We start from the raw sequence: 16,911 nt of genomic DNA, 5'->3' as shown, positions 1-16,911 counted from the left end.
AAATGCAGACCACGCTCAATTGTTGGAAAACAGACGTTCTCAGCAACGGACGAATAATTATAACGTTATTTTTACCTTGATCTCATGAATAGAAACGACAAAGTTCGCTTGCAGATTATGCTCATTGCCTTAATTGGCGGTTTGGCGTTGGTATTGTACTTGGTGCTCAATCTGTTTTTGACCGTCGCTAATGCCAATCGTTTGGATGAGCTTCAGCAACATCATTACCCGCTTATCGAAGATATAAGGGCGCTAAGGCAGGATCTGGTATCCGTGCGGGAAGGCTTTGCAGCGGCAGTGGGGTTGGGGGATCAACTGTTGTTGCAAGAAAGCATGCAATTGGGTGCAGACATTCTGCAACGAATAACCTCGATTCAACAACGCAAACAACTGCAGACACAAGTCCAGCCGGTTTTTGACAGTGTGTCTATCTATCTGCAAACCAGCACCCGCCTGGCTTCCACCTTGTTGCATGACCCTGAACAGATACCGGTCTATCAGGCGGCGATGGAAGGCTCGTTGCAGGAATTTGATGCTGCGATGGCAGATCTGGATGACTTGTTATCGCAAAGACAAGCGCTGTATCAGGCCTTGTTGGTTGAAACCAGGCAGGCAGCCGACAGAGCCAATGTGTGGGCCGCCTTTCTTGGGGCGTTGGTGATTGCACTGTTGTTGGGGTTGGCGTATCTGGTTTCGCGTCGGGTGTTGGCCGATATAAACGAAAGTGACCGTCTCAAGGATGAGTTTTTAGCAACAATCAGTCATGAGTTGTGCACGCCCATGAACGGAGTAGTGGGCGCACACAGTATGCTTCAGGATATGGCGCTGACTGATGATCAGAGAGAGTGGTTAGATATAGCCCAATCGTCGGCCGATAATATGATGAATACCATTGAGGCCGTGCTGCAGTACAGCGAAATTGCTGCGGGCAAAGCTCAGCCAATACGAAAGCCGTTTACGCTGCAAAATGGATTGGCAGAATTGCAGCGGGGGTTTCGTCAGGGCTTTGCAGAGCGAGGCCTGGCCTTTGACTGCATCACAGGAGACATAATGCACCAGCCTCTGCTGGGGGATGAGGTGCGTGTGTTGTATGTGATTCGGCAGCTGATCAGTAACGGATTGAAGTTCACGGAGCGCGGCGGGGTGCAACTGAGGGTTGAGGTTGACTGCGATCGAGCTGATCAATCTATGGTTAGAGTGCGTGTTGAAGATACCGGCCCCGGTATTCCGTTGCAACACCTGGCTCGGTTGCAGCAACCGTTTAATCAGCTGGATGGCTCTTTTTCCCGCCGTCATCAGGGTATGGGCATCGGCCTTGCCACCTGCATGGGGGTGGCCAATCTGCTGGGTGGCAGCCTCAGCCTGCAAAATGGCCCGCAGGGCGGTGTAACCGCGGATTTCTGTTTTCCTGTTGAGCTGCCTTACACAGAGAACAATGCCCGGTAAGACAAAGCCTCCGTAAGATTGCGCTTGCTGATATGCTCCGCTTGCTCAAGATCGGCCAAGGTACGCGCCACTTTCAATATTCGATGGTAACCGCGTGCAGATAGCCCCAGCCGTTCCACTGCCTGTTGCAAAAACAAAGTATCCTTCTCGTTAAGCTTACACACCTGCTCCAGTTGCTTGGAGGTCAGATCGTGATTAGCGCAGCCCTGCCGTTGCAGCTGTATCCGACGAGCGCAGGTGACTCGATCCCGAACACTGGCGCTGGGTTCTCCGCCATTTTGTTTTTGCAATTCGCTGATGGGCATGGCATCCACTCGCACGTGCATGTCGATGCGATCCAGCAGCGGGCCGGATAGTTTGCTTTGATATTTATTGCAGCACAGTTGAGGGTTGTTGCAGCCTTCTGGCGGTTGCTCCGGGTGTCCGCATGGGCAGGGGTTGAGGGCGGCAATCAGTTGGAAATTGGCGGGGTAAGTGACTTGTTGTGCAGCGCGGGAGATCGCGATTTCACCGGTTTCCAATGGCTCTCGCAATACCTCCAGCACTTTGCGGGGGAACTCCGGCAGCTCATCCAAAAATAGAATACCGTTATGAGCCAGTGAGATCTCGCCAGGTTTGGGGTTGCTGCCACCGCCTGCCAGAGCGACTCCCGACGCTGTGTGATGGGGTGCGCGAATCGGGCGCTGGAACAGTGGGCGCTGGTTGATCTGGGATACGGAATGGATGGCAGCGGTTTCAATCATCTCCTGGTCGGTCATAGGAGGGAGGATGCCCGGCAGGCGTGCTGCCAGCATGGACTTGCCTGCACCGGGTGGCCCCATCATCAGCAGGTTATGTTTTCCGGCCGCAGCCACTTCCAACGCTCGCTTGGCTTGATGTTGCCCTTTAACATCGGCCAGATCGGGATATTCATCCAGTTGCGCGGTGTCAGGCAGTAGTGTGGGTTGATAGGCCTCACCAGAGGTGGGTTGCTTCAGTTGCCCACACACCTGCAGTAAATGGCCACAGGCAAACACTCGACTGTTACGGGGAACCGCGGCCTCCTCGGCATTGGCCTGGGGAACAAACAAGCTGCGCTGGGCATCGCAGGTGGCGATGGCGGCGGTAAGCACACCCTCCACTGGCCTCAGCTCACCAGACAGAGCCAGTTCACCCACGAACTCTAAATGCTCCAGAGCGCCCGCTGGAATTTGTTCGGAGGCCGCCAGAATGCCAATGGCGATGGGCAGATCAAAGCGCCCGCCATCTTTAGGTAGATCCGCAGGGGCCAGGTTGATGGTGATACGTCGCTGAGGGAAATCAAACTCTGAATTCAGGATGGCGCTGCGCACCCGTTCTTTGCTCTCACGTACGGCGGCATCGGGTAATCCAACAATGTTGAATGCAGGCAGACCGTTGGAAAGATGTACTTCCACGGTGACCAGAGGTGCGTTCATGCCCACGCGGGCGCGTGTGTTTACAATTGCCAATGCCACAATGGACTCCTTTCCAGATGGAAACCTACATGTTTAGTCAGTTCTATCCGTATATAGACAGTGGCAGGGGAAAAGAAGTCGAAAAAGACGTTAGCCGCGGGCTTGTTCGGAGTGGGCGTTAAGCAGATGTTCCATCAGTTTTTCTTGCAGTGTGGTGAAGTCCACCGGTTTGGCGATGTGACTGTTCATGCCAGACTTTGAGGCCTTAGCGGCATGTTCAGGCAGTGCGTGGGCGGTCAGTGCGATAATCGGTTTGGCCTTTAGGTGGTGCTCTATTTCAAAGGCGCGCATTTTACGGGTAGCTTCGTAGCCATCCATGACAGGCATTTCGCAGTCCATCAAAATCAGATCATACTCACTGTGTCGGATTTGATACAAGTTCACGGCTTCATCGCCATTGTTAGCGATCGTGGTGGCCATGCCCAGTTTTTTCAGCATACCGCACACCACCATCTGGTTTACCGTATTGTCCTCGACCACCAGAACCCGTTTATCGCTCAAGGGCTGGAATGAATCAGGCTCTGCCTTTTTCAGTTCGTTGCGATTGCCTTGTATTAACCCCATGATCGCCTGGCGCAGGGCCCGAACCGACGCGGGCTTTTGCATGGCCAGCGCAATACCACTGGCTTTCAGTTCTTCTTTGGCTGGGGTGTTGCGCATGGCGGTAAGCAATATGCGCTGACAGTTCGGAATGTCAGCGGCTTCCTTGATCAGGTTGGAGCACTCTATACCCGTCATGCCTGGCATATTCATGTCCAGCGTGACCAATTCGAACGGATCACCAGCCTCATTGGCTGCACGCATCATCTGTATGGCTTTCTCACCGTAATAGGCAACGGCTGGCCGCATACCCCAGGATTCGGTCTGTTCTTTGATGACTTTGGCAAAATCCGGCGAGTCGTCCACGATCAGTATTTTCTTGCCCTTGAGTGAGGTAAGGGAAACAATGTTCTCACGGGTGAAAGAGGCTTCGGCCAATTCACAATCGATAGTAAACCAGAAGCAACTGCCAACACCTTCCTCGCTGGTCACGCCGATTTCCCCACCCATCAAGCTCGCCAGCTTTCGGGAAATACTGAGGCCCAAGCCCGTGCCGCCATACTGCCGGGTAACGCTGCTGTCAGCCTGAGCGAAGGCTTCAAATAATCTCTTCTGGTTTTCCTCGTTGATACCAATACCGGTATCGGTTATCTCGAAACGCAGGCTGTGCTGTTTGCCATGACGTTTTTCGCGGATCTCGCTAACCCTTAGACTGACTCGGCCGCTATTGGTGAATTTAAATGCATTGCCCATCAGGTTGAGTATGATCTGGCGCAGGCGGGTCGGGTCGCTTTTTATAAAGTTCGGAGTGCTGGGTGCCAGTGAGCACAAAAGTTCAAGCCCTTTCTCTTCTGCGGTGACAGAAAACACCGATGCACATTCCAAGCACAGCTGATCCAGATCGAAATCGACGTTTTCAATATCGAGTTTACCTGCCTCAATTTTGGAGTAATCCAGAATATCATTAATGATGTTGAGCAGGGCTTTGCCAGAGCTGGTAATCACATCCACATAGTGGCGGTGAGCCGGTGCAAGATCCGCGTCCTGCAGCAATGCGGCCATGCCTAATACCCCGTTCATGGGGGTGCGGATTTCATGGCTCATGGTGGCCAGGAACTCGCTTTTGGCTTTGCTGGTTTCTTCAGCTCGAATCACTTTCTCTTTTGCTTGCATCTCCTCGATCTCGGAGTTTAGTTTCAACTCCAGATAGCGAGCCTGTTCCTGTGCGGCTCTGCGCTCGCTTTCCAGCGCTTGTTTCTGAGCTACTTCCTTGCCGATGCGTTCCATGTTGATGCGATCGGCCAGGGCGAAGGAAAGCAGAATGACTTCCAGTGCAGATCCAATCTGAATGGCGTGCTCGATCCAGGGGGTGCTTGGAATGACGCCGAATTTAGACAGCGCGGTTATCATCCAGGACGATATCAGGCAGGTGAAAGCCAGGCAGTAGTAGCGCGCTACTCTTTGGCCCCGGTATAACATGTAGAAGCCGGTATACACGCTGAGCAGCGCACTTATCACACCAAACGATGATGTTAAAGTTATGGAGTTTGAGTACGGTATAAGCGGACTCGACACCAGCATGCTAAGCCAGATCACAAAGAAAAGGACTTTGGCCCAATACAGGCGCGGCGCTCTGGCTTTAATATCCAGAAGCGAGATCGCAAATAACATACTGGCGCATCCAAACAGCGCTATGCTGGCGGGGATTGCCCATTCGTTGACCCAGGGTATCGAGGGCCACAGGTACTGAAACCCAACGCCCTGAATGGCAGAGTTAAATGTAAAACTACTGAACGCCGTTACTGCGTACAGCAGGTAACTGGAATGGCGAACGATGCTGAAGATAAACAGGTTATAAATGATCATTACGATCATCACGCCATAATAGATGCTTTCCGCAGCCCATAATGGTTGCTGATCTTCAAAGTAATGATTACGTTTCCACAAACTAATGGGGGCTTGCAGCGTGCCCTGTGTTTGTATGCGCAGGTAAACGGTGCGCTGTTCGCCTTCGAAGGCAACAAAGGGAAAGGCGAACTGATGAATATTAATCGGCCGATAGGCGAAAGGAAACTTGTCCCCGGTACGATAGTAATTAGTAAATTTGCCGTAACTTTCAACGAATACATCGACTTCGTCCAACGCGGCATACGCCAGATTCAACACCAACTCCATATCTTTTGGCGAAGCGTTGTGAACGACAAACTTGATCCAGAGCACGTCTGAACCAAAGCCATAAGATGGTGTTTCTGCGGCAGGGGTTTGCCAGTATTCGTCTTTTAGGTTGCGGATATCGGTGACATCCAGCTCGCCTTTTTTGTCCAGGTAATGAAGGGAGTGCAGGCCGATGTTTTGATGGCGAAACGCGGTGCTTAACTCGATAGCTGATTGCCCCCAGGTAACAGCAGGTGCCATCCAGAGTACAAGCAGCAGAGTATGCAGCCATCGTACACCATGTCGCGAAGAGGCTTGGGGGCAAGCAAAAATCATTTAGGGGGTCTTTGCTGATTAATAATTAAGCTAAATATAGATCATGAACAAAGTGCTGACCACGTCACACTTTGAATTTGTCGAACAATCAGCCTAAGTGATTGAAAAGTGTGAGAGATGATTTTTTTCAGGCGATGTCGGTGAAGTTGGTTAGGCAATTCCGGCCGTTTTGTTTGGAGTGATACAGAGCTGCATCGGCACGATCAATGAAGGTGTTCACTTCTTTTGCCGAGGTAGGAATTGATGCGTAGAAGCCGATACTGCAGGTGACTCTGAGTGAGCCGGATTTGAGCGTTACGGCGGTGTTTTCTATCTGTCGCAGAATACGCTCTGCCACCACCTGTGCTCCTGTGGCGGTGGTTTCCGGTAATACAAAGCAGAACTCCTCGCCACCATAACGCGCAACCAGATCGGTGGGTTCGCGGTTACACTGACTGATTTGTTCAGCCACTGTTTTCAAACACAGATCACCGGCCAGGTGGCCATAGTTGTCATTCACGGATTTGAAGTGGTCTATATCAATCATCAGGATGGCGATGCTGTGTTGATAGCGATTGGAACGGGCGAATTCACTTTCCAGAAACTGATTCAGGTAACGACGGTTCTTAAGCCCGGTTAATTGATCCGTATCGCTCTGTTCCTGCAGTTTTTTGTTGGCATACTCCAGTTCTCGTGTGCGTTCTGCCACGCGTTGTTCCAGTGCATCATTGGCTTGTTTTTGAGTGTCCAGCGCGATGCTTTGCGCTTGGATCCGTAAGGAGCGCTCTTGGTTGATGCGTTCAGCCAACGCAAATGACAGCAATAATACTTCCAGCAATGAGCCAATCAATAACGCATATTCTGTGAAAAGGTTGGAGGGCAATATATTGGCTTTGTTAAAGGCAATAACAATGCCGCCCATAAATAACATGGTCCAGGCCAGGGTGTAGTATGGAGCTGACGCACGTTTTTCAAAGCACGCCACAATGCCAACGGTGAGGCCGAGCAGGCAAGCGGCCACCGCCAGTGGCACCAATACCGAAATCACATGGGCATAGCTGGTTAGAAAGGCGGCGACTATGGCGCCTGTGCAAATGGCGATGAAGACATAAAACAACAGGCTTGCCCAGGTTTGAAATGGTTTTTCACTGGCCAGAAAGCGGCGGGTGAACAATACTGCGAAAAGAATGCAACAGGCGAGGAACACCAAAACAGATTGATCATTCCACTGCGTTGCATTAGGCCATAGAAACATGAAGCTCCAGCCATGCAGGCCGCTGACAAAAAGCGCCAGGCTGACGATATAGCTTACGTAATAAAGATAAGCGCGCTCCCCCAGAACGAAATAAATCAGCAGATTGTAGAGTGCAATAATCAGTAAGCCGCCGTAGTAGATCCCGTGCATGATGGTGGGGGCAATTTGCATGGTGTGAAACGATTGTTCATCCCACAGGGTCATGGGTACTTGCACGGAGCTTGTGGATTGTACCCGCAGGTAGATCTCGGCGCTTGTATTTTCAGGCAGTTTCAGTGGAGCCAGGAAGTTGTGATGTTGAAGCGGGCGAGACCAAAATGGCTGCTTGTCTCCAAGCAGAAATTGTTGAAGGCCGTCTTCCTGCAGCACATAAATATCGATGTGGTCCAGCACCGGGTAGGATACTTCCAATAACCAGTTTTCTCGCTGCTCTCGATTGTGAACGGTCAGCTTCAGCCACCATGCCGATGAGTTGTAGCCTTGCGAGAATGTGCTGCTGTTGCTGGTTTTCCAGTCCTGGCGTTGGCGCACTTCATCCAGTGTCAGCTTGGTGCTGACGTCTTCCAAATACAGAACGCCTTTGTCCAGTTGGATTCGGCCCAGTGCGACCGAGGTCTCATAAGGCGCTGCCAGCGCGGAACCGGTGAGCAGACAAAGTAGCCAGACCAGCAGGCTCCATATCGATGTGGGTAATCTTAGGTGCAAGGCAGCAATCCAGTTGTTTTATGTAATACACTGCCTTTAACTATAGCCTCTAGAGATGGTGAAGCACCAGTTACAATGAAGGCTGCGCGCAATGCAAGCTGGGGCAGTTTGCGTGGGTAGGCGGATTGGTGTGTTCGAGTTCGGTGGCTGTGTCTTTAAACGCAGTGTTATTGGGCTGCAAGTGCAGAGCACACTGCACGGCGCGCTGGGCTTCTTGCACGCAATTGTAAGCATGCAGCGCGTAAGCGTAGTTGTTCCAGGCCTCTGCCATGGTGGGCTGTTGTTGAAGCAGGATGGAGTACTCGGTAATGGCAGCTTGAGCCTGCGCATCCTGCAGCAGCGCATTGGCCAAGCCAAATCTGGCCAAAGGCTCTTCGGGCCAGCGGCTCACTGCTGTTCTGTAAGCCTGTTGTGCTGCGGTAAGCTGTTTGGCGCTCTCGAGGCGGGTAATGGCCTGTATGTAGTTCAGAGGTTGTGCGGTGGCAGGTAGAGTCCGTGGTGGCAGCACGACTCTGCCCCAGCGCTCACTGCGTTGCCAGGTAGTGTCGAACAGGCGCAGGGGAGTCTGGCGTCTGGGCTGGTCGCCAGAGCGCAGAATCACGAGTTGCTGTTCAAGGTCATAACCGATCACAACAGCAAAGTGCCACTGAGGATACCAGCTTACCCCCAGATTCTGCAGTATCAACACCGGATGTCCGGCATTCACCTCCTGCAATAGCCCATCGATGGAGCGGACCGGATAGCTGACGAAGCCCTGGCGACGTGCTGCCATATCCAGTTCTACCGGAAAGCTGCCCTCTGCCTTAGGGGTGAACGCATGGGCGGCCAGTTGCTCCGGTGTGACTGTCATGCCGTACAGGTTCAGCACCATTGCCAGAGAGGCGGGGCCGCATTGAAAGTCTGCTTGTCGAATAAACGGAGTGGCCGTGATCTCGGTCTTTGGCGTGATCTGTTGTTGAACGGCAGGGGAGAGCAATAGTTTGGAGTTCAGGGCGCAGCCCGCCAGCAGCAAGCTGAGCCCTAAAACAAACGGTTTCATCCGCCGGTGTTGATGGGTTTGATCGCGGGGAATATGTTCGTGGTACCTAACAGATCCAGCACGATCAGGATCACGAATACCAGCACGACGACACCGACCACACCGCCACCGGCTTGCATGGTATTTACCTGCTCACTGAAGGCCTGCAGTTCTTCGGCGCTCATGTTGTCGATACGGGCTTCCACTTCAGCCGGGTTTACGCCCAAGTTAAGCAGGGTGCTGCGTGCTTCTTCTTTGTCGAGAATTGACAGCACCTGGGTGCGGGTCATTTGTTGTGCTTCGCTGTTAACCAGCTCATGGGTGGATACCATAGCAGCTTGCGCAGTTGCACTTAGCAGCCCGGTTATCATCATGGTGACCGCCAGCAGGCGGGCAGTCGTGCGTTGGAGTGCGGTGAATCGGCTCACATGGATCTCCCTTATATCGGTAAAGAGGTTGGTGTATTTTAGAAGCTGATTATATAGATGATAGCTTCAATCGGTTACTTTTATTCAACATGCCGAACTCAAGCTTGATCGGTGCTGCTTTGTTCCAGTTCGGATACTTGTTTTTCCAGATCCTCCAATCGCTGTCGCGTGCGGGCCAGCACTTTGGTCTGGATATCGAATTCTTCACGGGTCACCAAATCCATGCGGGACAAGGATTCCTTGATGACAGAGGAGAGGTTGTGGCGCAAATCCTGGCCCAGTTCACCGATATCCTGCGGCAGACGATCCTGCACCAGTTCCAGAATGCGGTTTACTAAGTTTTCCTGACGGTTCATGATGCCTCCTACATGATCAAGGCAGTAGTTTATCACGGCCCGTTGGGCTGGTACCAAAATGCTGCATTCAATTGCCTCTGCACCAATATGAGGCCTCCATTTAGCGCAGCACGCCTTGTTTTGGTGCGTTATAATGGGGTGGTCATGGCAGTGAAACCATTGTATTTCATGGTTAACACATTGATTCATCGCAATTAAAACTAATAGGCATGGTTTGTGCTAACTCCTAAGCATGTTCCGCGATTGGGCAGCATGCTGGGCGTTTGCACTGATTTGCGAATGACGGGACCGTAGCAATTTATCGCTTTCGAGCATTAATAGGAGATGTTCATATGAAACTGGTTACAGCCGTAATCAAACCATTCAAACTCGATGACGTGCGTGAAGCGCTGTCTGAAATTGGGGTGCAGGGTATTACTGTCACCGAAGTGAAAGGCTTTGGTCGTCAGAAAGGACACACCGAGCTTTATCGCGGTGCAGAGTACGTGGTGGATTTCCTGCCTAAAGTCAAAATCGAAGTAGCCGCTTCTGATGATCTGCTGGATCAGGTGATCGAGTCCATCAGCAAAGCCGCCAATACAGGAAAAATTGGTGACGGCAAAATATTTGTGACGCCTCTGGAACAGGCGATTCGCATCCGTACTGGTGAAACCGGTACCGACGCGATCTAAACGTTTTACTTTTAAATCCATGCCTATTTCTTTTTAATTTTGCGGAGGCAAGACCGTGGAAAACAATATTTTTCACCTGCAATACGCGATGGACACCTTTTACTTTTTGGTGTGCGGCGCGCTCGTAATGTGGATGGCGGCAGGTTTCGCCATGCTCGAAGCCGGTTTGGTTCGATCCAAGAACACAACCGAAATTCTGACTAAAAACGTGGCCCTGTTTGCCATTTCCTGCATCATGTATTTGGTGTGTGGTTACTACATCATGTACGACGGCAGCGTGTTCCTTTCTGGTATCGCTGACGTTGACGTCGACGCTGTGTTGGGCGATTTTGCTGCCCGCGAAGATGGCTTTACCGGTGGATCAATTTATTCCGGCGCGTCTGACTTCTTCTTCCAGGTGGTGTTTGTTGCTACCGCAATGTCCATCGTGTCCGGTGCGGTGGCCGAGCGTATGAAGCTGTGGGCATTCCTGGCTTTTGCGGTGGTTATGACCGGCGTTATCTATCCTCTTGAAGGCAGCTGGACTTGGGGTGGCGCGTCAGTATTTGGCATGTACACACTGGGTGATCTGGGCTTCTCCGACTTCGCTGGTTCCGGTATCGTGCATATGGCCGGTGCTGCTGCTGCTCTGGCTGGTGTGTTGTTGCTGGGTGCTCGTAAGGGCAAGTACGGCGCGAATGGACAGGTAAACGCGTTCCCCGGTGCAAACCTGCCTCTGGCGACGCTGGGTACATTCATTCTGTGGATGGGCTGGTTCGGATTCAACGGTGGTTCTGTGTTGAAGCTGGGTGATATCGGTAACGCCAATGCGGTTGCCATGGTGTTCCTGAACACTAACACCGCAGCTGCCGGTGGTGCGGTAGCGGCTCTGGTCACTGCACGCATGCTGTTTGGCAAAGCGGATCTCACCATGCTGTTGAACGGCGCTCTGGCAGGTTTGGTTGCAATCACAGCTGAGCCTTCTACGCCTACTGCTCTGCAGGCTACTCTGTTCGGTGCCATCGGTGGTGTATTGGTAGTGTTCAGCATCCTGGCTTTGGACAAACTGAAAATCGACGATCCTGTAGGTGCCATCTCGGTTCACGGTACCTGTGGCTTGCTGGGTCTGTTGTTGGTGCCAATCACTAACGGTGACGTGTCCTTCAGCGGTCAAATCATCGGCGCTCTGACCATCTTCATCTGGGTATTTGTAGCCTCTCTGGTAGTTTGGGGCATCCTCAAAGCGGTACTGGGTATCCGGGTATCCGAAGAAGAAGAGTTCGAAGGTGTTGATCTGGCCGAGTGTGGAATGGAAGCTTATCCAGAGTTCACCAACGGTAAATAATCAGTCAATCTAATGACTTGATGATGAAAAGGCTCCTTCGGGAGCCTTTTTTGTTGTTGGTGTCCCGTCCTGAAATAGGTTTACACCCTGTAGTAAATCGTTACGCATTGCTGCGAATTTTACTACGGCGCTAAATACCTTTAGGTTTCCATCGTCCTTATAATGCTTGGGTGATTGGGGGCGCAGTAAGCGGCCTTATATAGTGGTGTTAAAAGGAAGCAGTATGAAAGGATACCGTCAATTAGCCATCAGTCTGGCGCTCACAGGCTGGACTGTGATGATGGCCAGTAACAGCAACGCCGAAGTTTACCGCTGGGTGGATGAGCAGGGGCGAGTGCAGTTTTCAGATAAGGCTCCGGTGAATGCAGAAGTGCAAACATTGGCGCTGCCCGTGGTGGAGGAGCGTTCGGCCACACCGGAGCTGTCTGATGCCGAGCGTATGGCAAGGCAGAAAAAACTGGTAAAGATGCTTGAAGAGGAGCGTCTGGCCAAGCAAGAGGAAAAAGCCCAGTTAGCCCTTGAAGCCAAGGAGCGCGAGCAATATTGCACCCGTTTTAAAAACCGCCTCAGCTACGTTGACCAATACACGCATTTTTACGATGAAAAGGAAGATGGCACCCGGCAGTACATGTCCGATCAGGAAGCAGATGCCTATCGTGTTCGTCTTAAGCAGCAGTATAAAGAGGAATGTGGCGGGGCTTGAGCCCCACCGTCTTACTTGCTCAGAGCCCGTTTCATAAACTCAGGCATGGCCAGCGCGCCGCGATGGATTTCCAGGTTGTAATACTGGGTTTCAAAGGCCTTGGCAGCGGCATCGGATTCGCGAAAATGCGTGACAGAGCCGTGGGGGCTGGCCATCGTGCACGACCACCACCCGGTAGGGTATACCGGCTGAGGGAAGGGCAGTGTATGACACTGCTGGAAGCCCGCATCGGCCATGTCCAGATGGATCTTCTTGATGATGCTGTCGCTGTGCAGCAGTGGTGATTCACTTTGCTGTACCAGCAGGCCCTCTGGTTTTAACGCCTTCAGACAGTCTTTGTAAAAATCCACGGCAAATAACCCCTCTGCCGGGCCCACTGGGTCGGTGCTGTCGATGATGATCACGTCCATGGAGCCGGGAGCACAGTTCTTAACCCAGGCAATGCCATCATCAAACAGCAGTTCAGCGCGGGGATCATCGTTGGCATCGCACAGCTCCGGGAACCATTGCTGGGATGCCCAGGTTACTTTTTCATCGATGTCGATCTGAGTGCATCGCTCCACACCGGGGTGTTTCAACACCTCGCGCAGCGTGCCACAGTCGCCACCGCCAATGATGGCGACCTTTTTCGGGTTGGGATGAGTAAACAGGGCCGGGTGGGACATCATCTCATGGTAGAGGAAGTTGTCACGGCTGGTGAGCATTACACAGCCATCCAAAACCATCAGCTTGCCAAACGTTTTGGTGTCATACACTTCCAGGAACTGGTACTGGGTTTGTTCCTCGTGCAATTTTTCGGTGATTTCGAGGCCGAAAGAGGTGCCTTCATCGCCAAAAATTTCGGTGAACCAGGTCTGTTTGGACGGATCAGTCATGCTGTTTAGCTCCCGGTGGTTGGGCTGTTTAGAGGGTGGTGCGCGGCGAGGAAAATAACCCAAAAACCCGCTATAACCAAGCGCTTTTATGTGCTGAATACAGCCGTTCATCGCAGCGCCCTATTATGCCGATTCCAGATGAAAATTTCATGGCCCGCTGCAGGCTATGATAACGAGCAGTGTGGTATTGGCTGTCCATTCTAAAGACAACGCTTCAGGCGTGGGGCAGTTGGGTCTACAATAGCCCCATAGCCCACCATCACTCATTTCACATTAGCAATTCTGGAACCGATTCCCCATGTCCAACACCACAATCGACACCGCCCGCGAAACTTACAGCATTGATAACTGGAGCGATGGCTATTTTGATATCAACGAGCAGGGTTTAGTGGATGTGGGCACTGGCGATGCGCGCGTCCCGTTACAGGAGATTCTGGCTGCTGCACAGGAAGTGGGTATGCGTACCCCGGTGTTGATGCGTTTTGTGGACATTCTGCGAGATCGCGTGGCCAAACTCAGTGGTGCTTTTTCTAAAGCCATGGATACGCTGCAATATACCGGTCACTACACTGCGGTATATCCGATTAAAGTGAACCAGCAGCGCCGGGTGGTGGAGGAAATCTACAACGGCGGCGTGGACGATGCGCGCTGTGGTGTAGGCCTGGAGGCAGGCAGCAAGCCTGAATTGATGGCCGTGTTGGCCATGAGTCGCGGCAATTCCGTGATTGTGTGCAATGGCTATAAAGATCGGGAGTTTGTCCGCCTGGCCCTGATTGGCGAAAAAATGGGCCGTCGGGTCTACATTGTGGTGGAAAAAATGACCGAGTTGAAGCTGGTGCTGGATGAAGCCAAAGCCATGCAAGTGCAGCCTCGTATCGGGTTGCGCACCCGGCTTAGCTCCATCGGTAAAGGCAACTGGCAGAATACCGGAGGTGAAAAATCCAAATTCGGCCTGTCTGCTACCCAGATCCTGGACGTGATCGATACCCTTAAACAACACAATGCGTTGGATCGCCTGCAATTGTTGCACTTTCATCTGGGCTCTCAGATCTCCAATATCCGTGATATTCAGCGAGGCATGAAAGAGGCCGCCCGTTATTATTCTGCGCTGCGTCAGGCCGGTTGCCATGTCAACGTGGTGGATGTAGGGGGTGGTTTGGGGGTGGATTACGAAGGTACCCGTTCCCGCAGTTTCTGCTCCATGAACTATTCCATGGAGGAATACGCCTACACCATCCTGTTGGCGCTGCGTGAGGTGTGCTCTCAGGATGACCTGCCCTTGCCGGATGTGATTTCTGAATCAGGCCGTGCGCTGACCGCCCACCATGCTGTGCTGGTGAGCAACGTCATCGGCGTGGAAAGCCCTGCGGCCAATCGCCCTCAAGAGCCCCGGGAGGATTCGCCGGTGGTGCTGCAGGAGCTGGCCCGTTGCTACCACGAAATCGAGGCAGCCACCCGCAGCAGTTCAATATCCGAGTTGTACCACGAAGTGTTGTACCGGTTGGGTGAGGCCCAGGACATGTACACTCACGGCGTGTTCAGCCTGCAGGACAAAGCACAGGCCGAGCAGATTTACGGGGCGGCCTGCCAAGTATTGCGGGGCAAGCTGGATCTGTCCTCCCGTGCTCATCAGGATATCCTCAACGAGCTGAATGAAAAACTCGCCGATAAGGTGTTCCTGAACTTTTCCCTGTTTCAGTCCATTCCCGATGCCTGGGGCATTGATCAGGTGTTTCCTGTGCTACCCATAACCGGGTTGGATCAGCCCCTCAGTCGCCGCGGTGTCGTGCAGGATATCACCTGTGATTCCGATGGCCGCATTGATCAGTATGTGGATACCCACGATTTGGCGAGCAGCCTGCCGTTGCCGGAATGGAATGATCAGCAGGGAATGTCTTTGGCCATTTTTATGGTGGGAGCCTATCAGGAAATCCTTGGTGACATGCACAACCTGTTTGGTGACACCGATGCGGTGGATATTGCCCTGGATGGAAAGGGCGGTTTTCAGTTCCTCAACACGTTAAAAGGCGACACGGTAGATCACATCCTGCGTTATGTGCAGTTCGATACCATGTTGCTGCAACAACAGATTCATGAGCAGCTGGTATTAACCGATCTGAGCCGATCCGAACAGGCTGTGTTCCTGAAAGAGTTGCGGGAAGGTTTAACAGGCTACACTTATCTGGAATAAGATAATCGGGGGCACCCGTCAACGGCTTTAAGGAGAATGCACATGACCCAGCCCACCCGTTCCGCTGGAGGCCCGTCGATCGATCCGCGTACCGTGCAGACCATCGAGCAGGCCAAAGCCATTGTTCAGGATCGTGAGCTGACCCATGTCAAAGTCGGGGTGGCCGACCTGGATGGCGTGATCCGCGGGAAGTACATGAGTCGGGAAAAGTTCTTTTCCGCCCTGGATAACGGTTTCGGTTTTTGCGATGTGGTGTTGGGTTGGGATTCCAATGATCAGCTGTATGAGGGAGTGGGTATTCAGTATACCGGTTGGCAAACCGGCTATCCGGATGCGCCGGTGCGGGTTGTGCCTTCCACCTGTCGAGATCTATATGATGAGCCGGGTATGTTGTTCTTTCTGGCAGAATTCACCGCCGAAGCCGAACAACTTTGCCCCCGTGGCGTGCTGAAACGAGTCTTGGCCAAGGCCTGTGCCATGGGGTTTGATGTTAAGGCTGCATTCGAATACGAATTCTTTCTGTTTAACGAAACCCCCGAATCTGTACGTGAAAAGCATTACCAGAATCTAAATACCCTGACCCCCGGTTTTTTTGGCTACTCCACCCTGCGTAATTCCGTGCATGCTGAGCTATACCAGGATCTGTTGGAGCTGGGTGAGATCATGGATATTCCGATTGAAGGCCTGCACACAGAAACCGGCCCCGGTGTGCTGGAAGCGGCCATCGCCGTAGATGAGGCATTGAATGCGGCAGATAAGGCCCTGCTGTTCAAAACGTTCACCAAGGTGTGGGCGCAGCGCAATGAGATGATGGCCACGTTTATGGCGAAGTGGTCCAACGATTATCCAGGTCAAAGCGGCCACATTCATATCTCGTTGCAGGATAAGAGCCACCAGTCAGTGTTTCATCAGGCCGGTGCCGAGCACAATATGAGTGAGCTGCAGCGCCAGTTTGTGGCCGGCCAGCAGAAGTACATGGCGGAGCTTACTGCGATGTATGCACAAACCGTAAACGCATATAGCCGCATGATCCCCGGTTTTTGGGCACCCACTCACGCCACTTGGGGAGTGGAGAACCGCACAACCTCATTACGGGTTATTCCAGGCTCCCAGAAATCCCAGCGGGTGGAGTTTCGGTTTGGTTCGGCGGATGCCAACCCTTATATCGCATTGGCTGCCGCGCTGGGTTCTGGCTTGATGGGCATTGAACAACAATTGCAACCGGAGCCTCAGGTGAAAGGCAACGCCTACGAGCAGACATTCCCCGACTATCTGGCATTACCGGTAACCTTGGATCGGGCAGCAGAAAAACTGGCCGGTTCGGCAGTGGCGAAGGCGTTATTCGGTGCGCCGTTCGTGGAGCATTACGCTGCTACGCGCCTATGGGAAGCGCAGGAGTTCCGCAAACATATCACGGATTGGGAGCTGAAACGTTATTTTGAAATCATCTAACCA

Annotated in this window: 13 protein-coding genes; 6 read left to right on the top strand and 7 right to left on the bottom strand. The window is 52.5% G+C overall.

Annotated features, from left to right (window positions below):
- The first annotated feature begins 84 nt into the window (after positions 1–84).
- Entirely contained in the window at positions 85–1,446 is a 1,362-nt protein-coding gene (locus tag Kalk_RS09395; RefSeq protein WP_101894001.1) for a sensor histidine kinase, read from the top strand.
- Here Kalk_RS09395 and Kalk_RS09390 read toward each other — a convergent pair.
- The 6 genes from Kalk_RS09390 to Kalk_RS09365 form a co-directional block, all read right to left on the bottom strand.
- The gene (locus Kalk_RS09390; RefSeq protein ID WP_101894000.1) at positions 1,422–2,921 is read right to left on the bottom strand and encodes a YifB family Mg chelatase-like AAA ATPase; all 1,500 of its coding nucleotides are present in this window, start codon (positions 2,919–2,921) and stop codon (positions 1,422–1,424) included. The two genes, Kalk_RS09395 and Kalk_RS09390, sit on opposite strands and share 25 nt — an antisense overlap.
- Before the next feature lie 90 nt (positions 2,922–3,011).
- The gene (locus Kalk_RS09385; RefSeq protein ID WP_101893999.1) at positions 3,012–5,951 is read right to left on the bottom strand and encodes a 7TM diverse intracellular signaling domain-containing protein; all 2,940 of its coding nucleotides are present in this window, start codon (positions 5,949–5,951) and stop codon (positions 3,012–3,014) included.
- Between the two features lie 127 nt (positions 5,952–6,078).
- Positions 6,079–7,890 carry a sensor domain-containing diguanylate cyclase gene (locus tag Kalk_RS09380; RefSeq protein ID WP_101893998.1) on the bottom strand — a complete coding sequence of 604 codons (1,812 nt, stop codon included), beginning with the start codon at positions 7,888–7,890 and terminating at the stop codon, positions 6,079–6,081.
- 70 nt (positions 7,891–7,960) lie between these two features.
- A complete protein-coding gene (locus Kalk_RS09375) occupies positions 7,961–8,929 on the bottom strand; it encodes a PA2778 family cysteine peptidase (protein ID WP_101893997.1) in 969 nt (322 codons plus the stop codon).
- Complete coding sequence (locus tag Kalk_RS09370) at positions 8,926–9,336, bottom strand: PA2779 family protein (protein WP_233716859.1); 411 nt, start codon at positions 9,334–9,336, stop codon at positions 8,926–8,928. Before Kalk_RS09370 ends, Kalk_RS09375 begins: the two co-directional genes overlap by 4 nt.
- Positions 9,337–9,434: 98 nt before the next feature.
- Entirely contained in the window at positions 9,435–9,692 is a 258-nt protein-coding gene (locus Kalk_RS09365) for an accessory factor UbiK family protein (RefSeq protein ID WP_101893995.1), read from the bottom strand.
- A gap of 332 nt (positions 9,693–10,024) precedes the next feature.
- Between Kalk_RS09365 and glnK the strand changes: the two genes are divergently transcribed.
- From glnK to Kalk_RS09345, 3 genes are all read left to right on the top strand, one after another.
- Complete coding sequence (gene glnK / locus Kalk_RS09355; protein ID WP_101893992.1) at positions 10,025–10,363, top strand: P-II family nitrogen regulator; 339 nt, start codon at positions 10,025–10,027, stop codon at positions 10,361–10,363.
- 88 nt (positions 10,364–10,451) lie between these two features.
- Complete coding sequence (locus tag Kalk_RS09350; protein ID WP_407656823.1) at positions 10,452–11,687, top strand: ammonium transporter; 1,236 nt, start codon at positions 10,452–10,454, stop codon at positions 11,685–11,687.
- 223 nt (positions 11,688–11,910) lie between these two features.
- Complete coding sequence (locus Kalk_RS09345; protein ID WP_101893988.1) at positions 11,911–12,390, top strand: DUF4124 domain-containing protein; 480 nt, start codon at positions 11,911–11,913, stop codon at positions 12,388–12,390.
- 11 nt (positions 12,391–12,401) lie between these two features.
- Here Kalk_RS09345 and speE read toward each other — a convergent pair whose 3' ends face one another.
- Positions 12,402–13,265 (bottom strand): polyamine aminopropyltransferase, encoded by an 864-nt coding sequence (gene speE / locus Kalk_RS09340; RefSeq protein WP_101896266.1) that lies wholly within the window; start codon positions 13,263–13,265, stop codon positions 12,402–12,404.
- A 298-nt stretch (positions 13,266–13,563) separates the two neighbouring features.
- Here speE and speA point away from each other — a divergent pair, with 298 nt between their 5' ends.
- On the top strand, positions 13,564–15,456 hold the full coding sequence (gene speA / locus Kalk_RS09335; protein WP_101893987.1) for a biosynthetic arginine decarboxylase: 1,893 nt from the start codon (positions 13,564–13,566) through the stop codon (positions 15,454–15,456).
- A gap of 42 nt (positions 15,457–15,498) precedes the next feature.
- The gene (locus tag Kalk_RS09330) at positions 15,499–16,908 is read left to right on the top strand and encodes a glutamine synthetase family protein (RefSeq protein WP_101893985.1); all 1,410 of its coding nucleotides are present in this window, start codon (positions 15,499–15,501) and stop codon (positions 16,906–16,908) included.
- Positions 16,909–16,911: the final 3 nt, after the last annotated feature.

Origin of the sequence: Ketobacter alkanivorans (assembly GCF_002863865.1) — a bacterium.
GTDB lineage: Bacteria > Pseudomonadota > Gammaproteobacteria > Pseudomonadales > Ketobacteraceae > Ketobacter > Ketobacter alkanivorans.
Note: the sequence above shows the minus strand (reverse complement) of the source record. Positions and strands in the feature narration are given on the sequence as shown.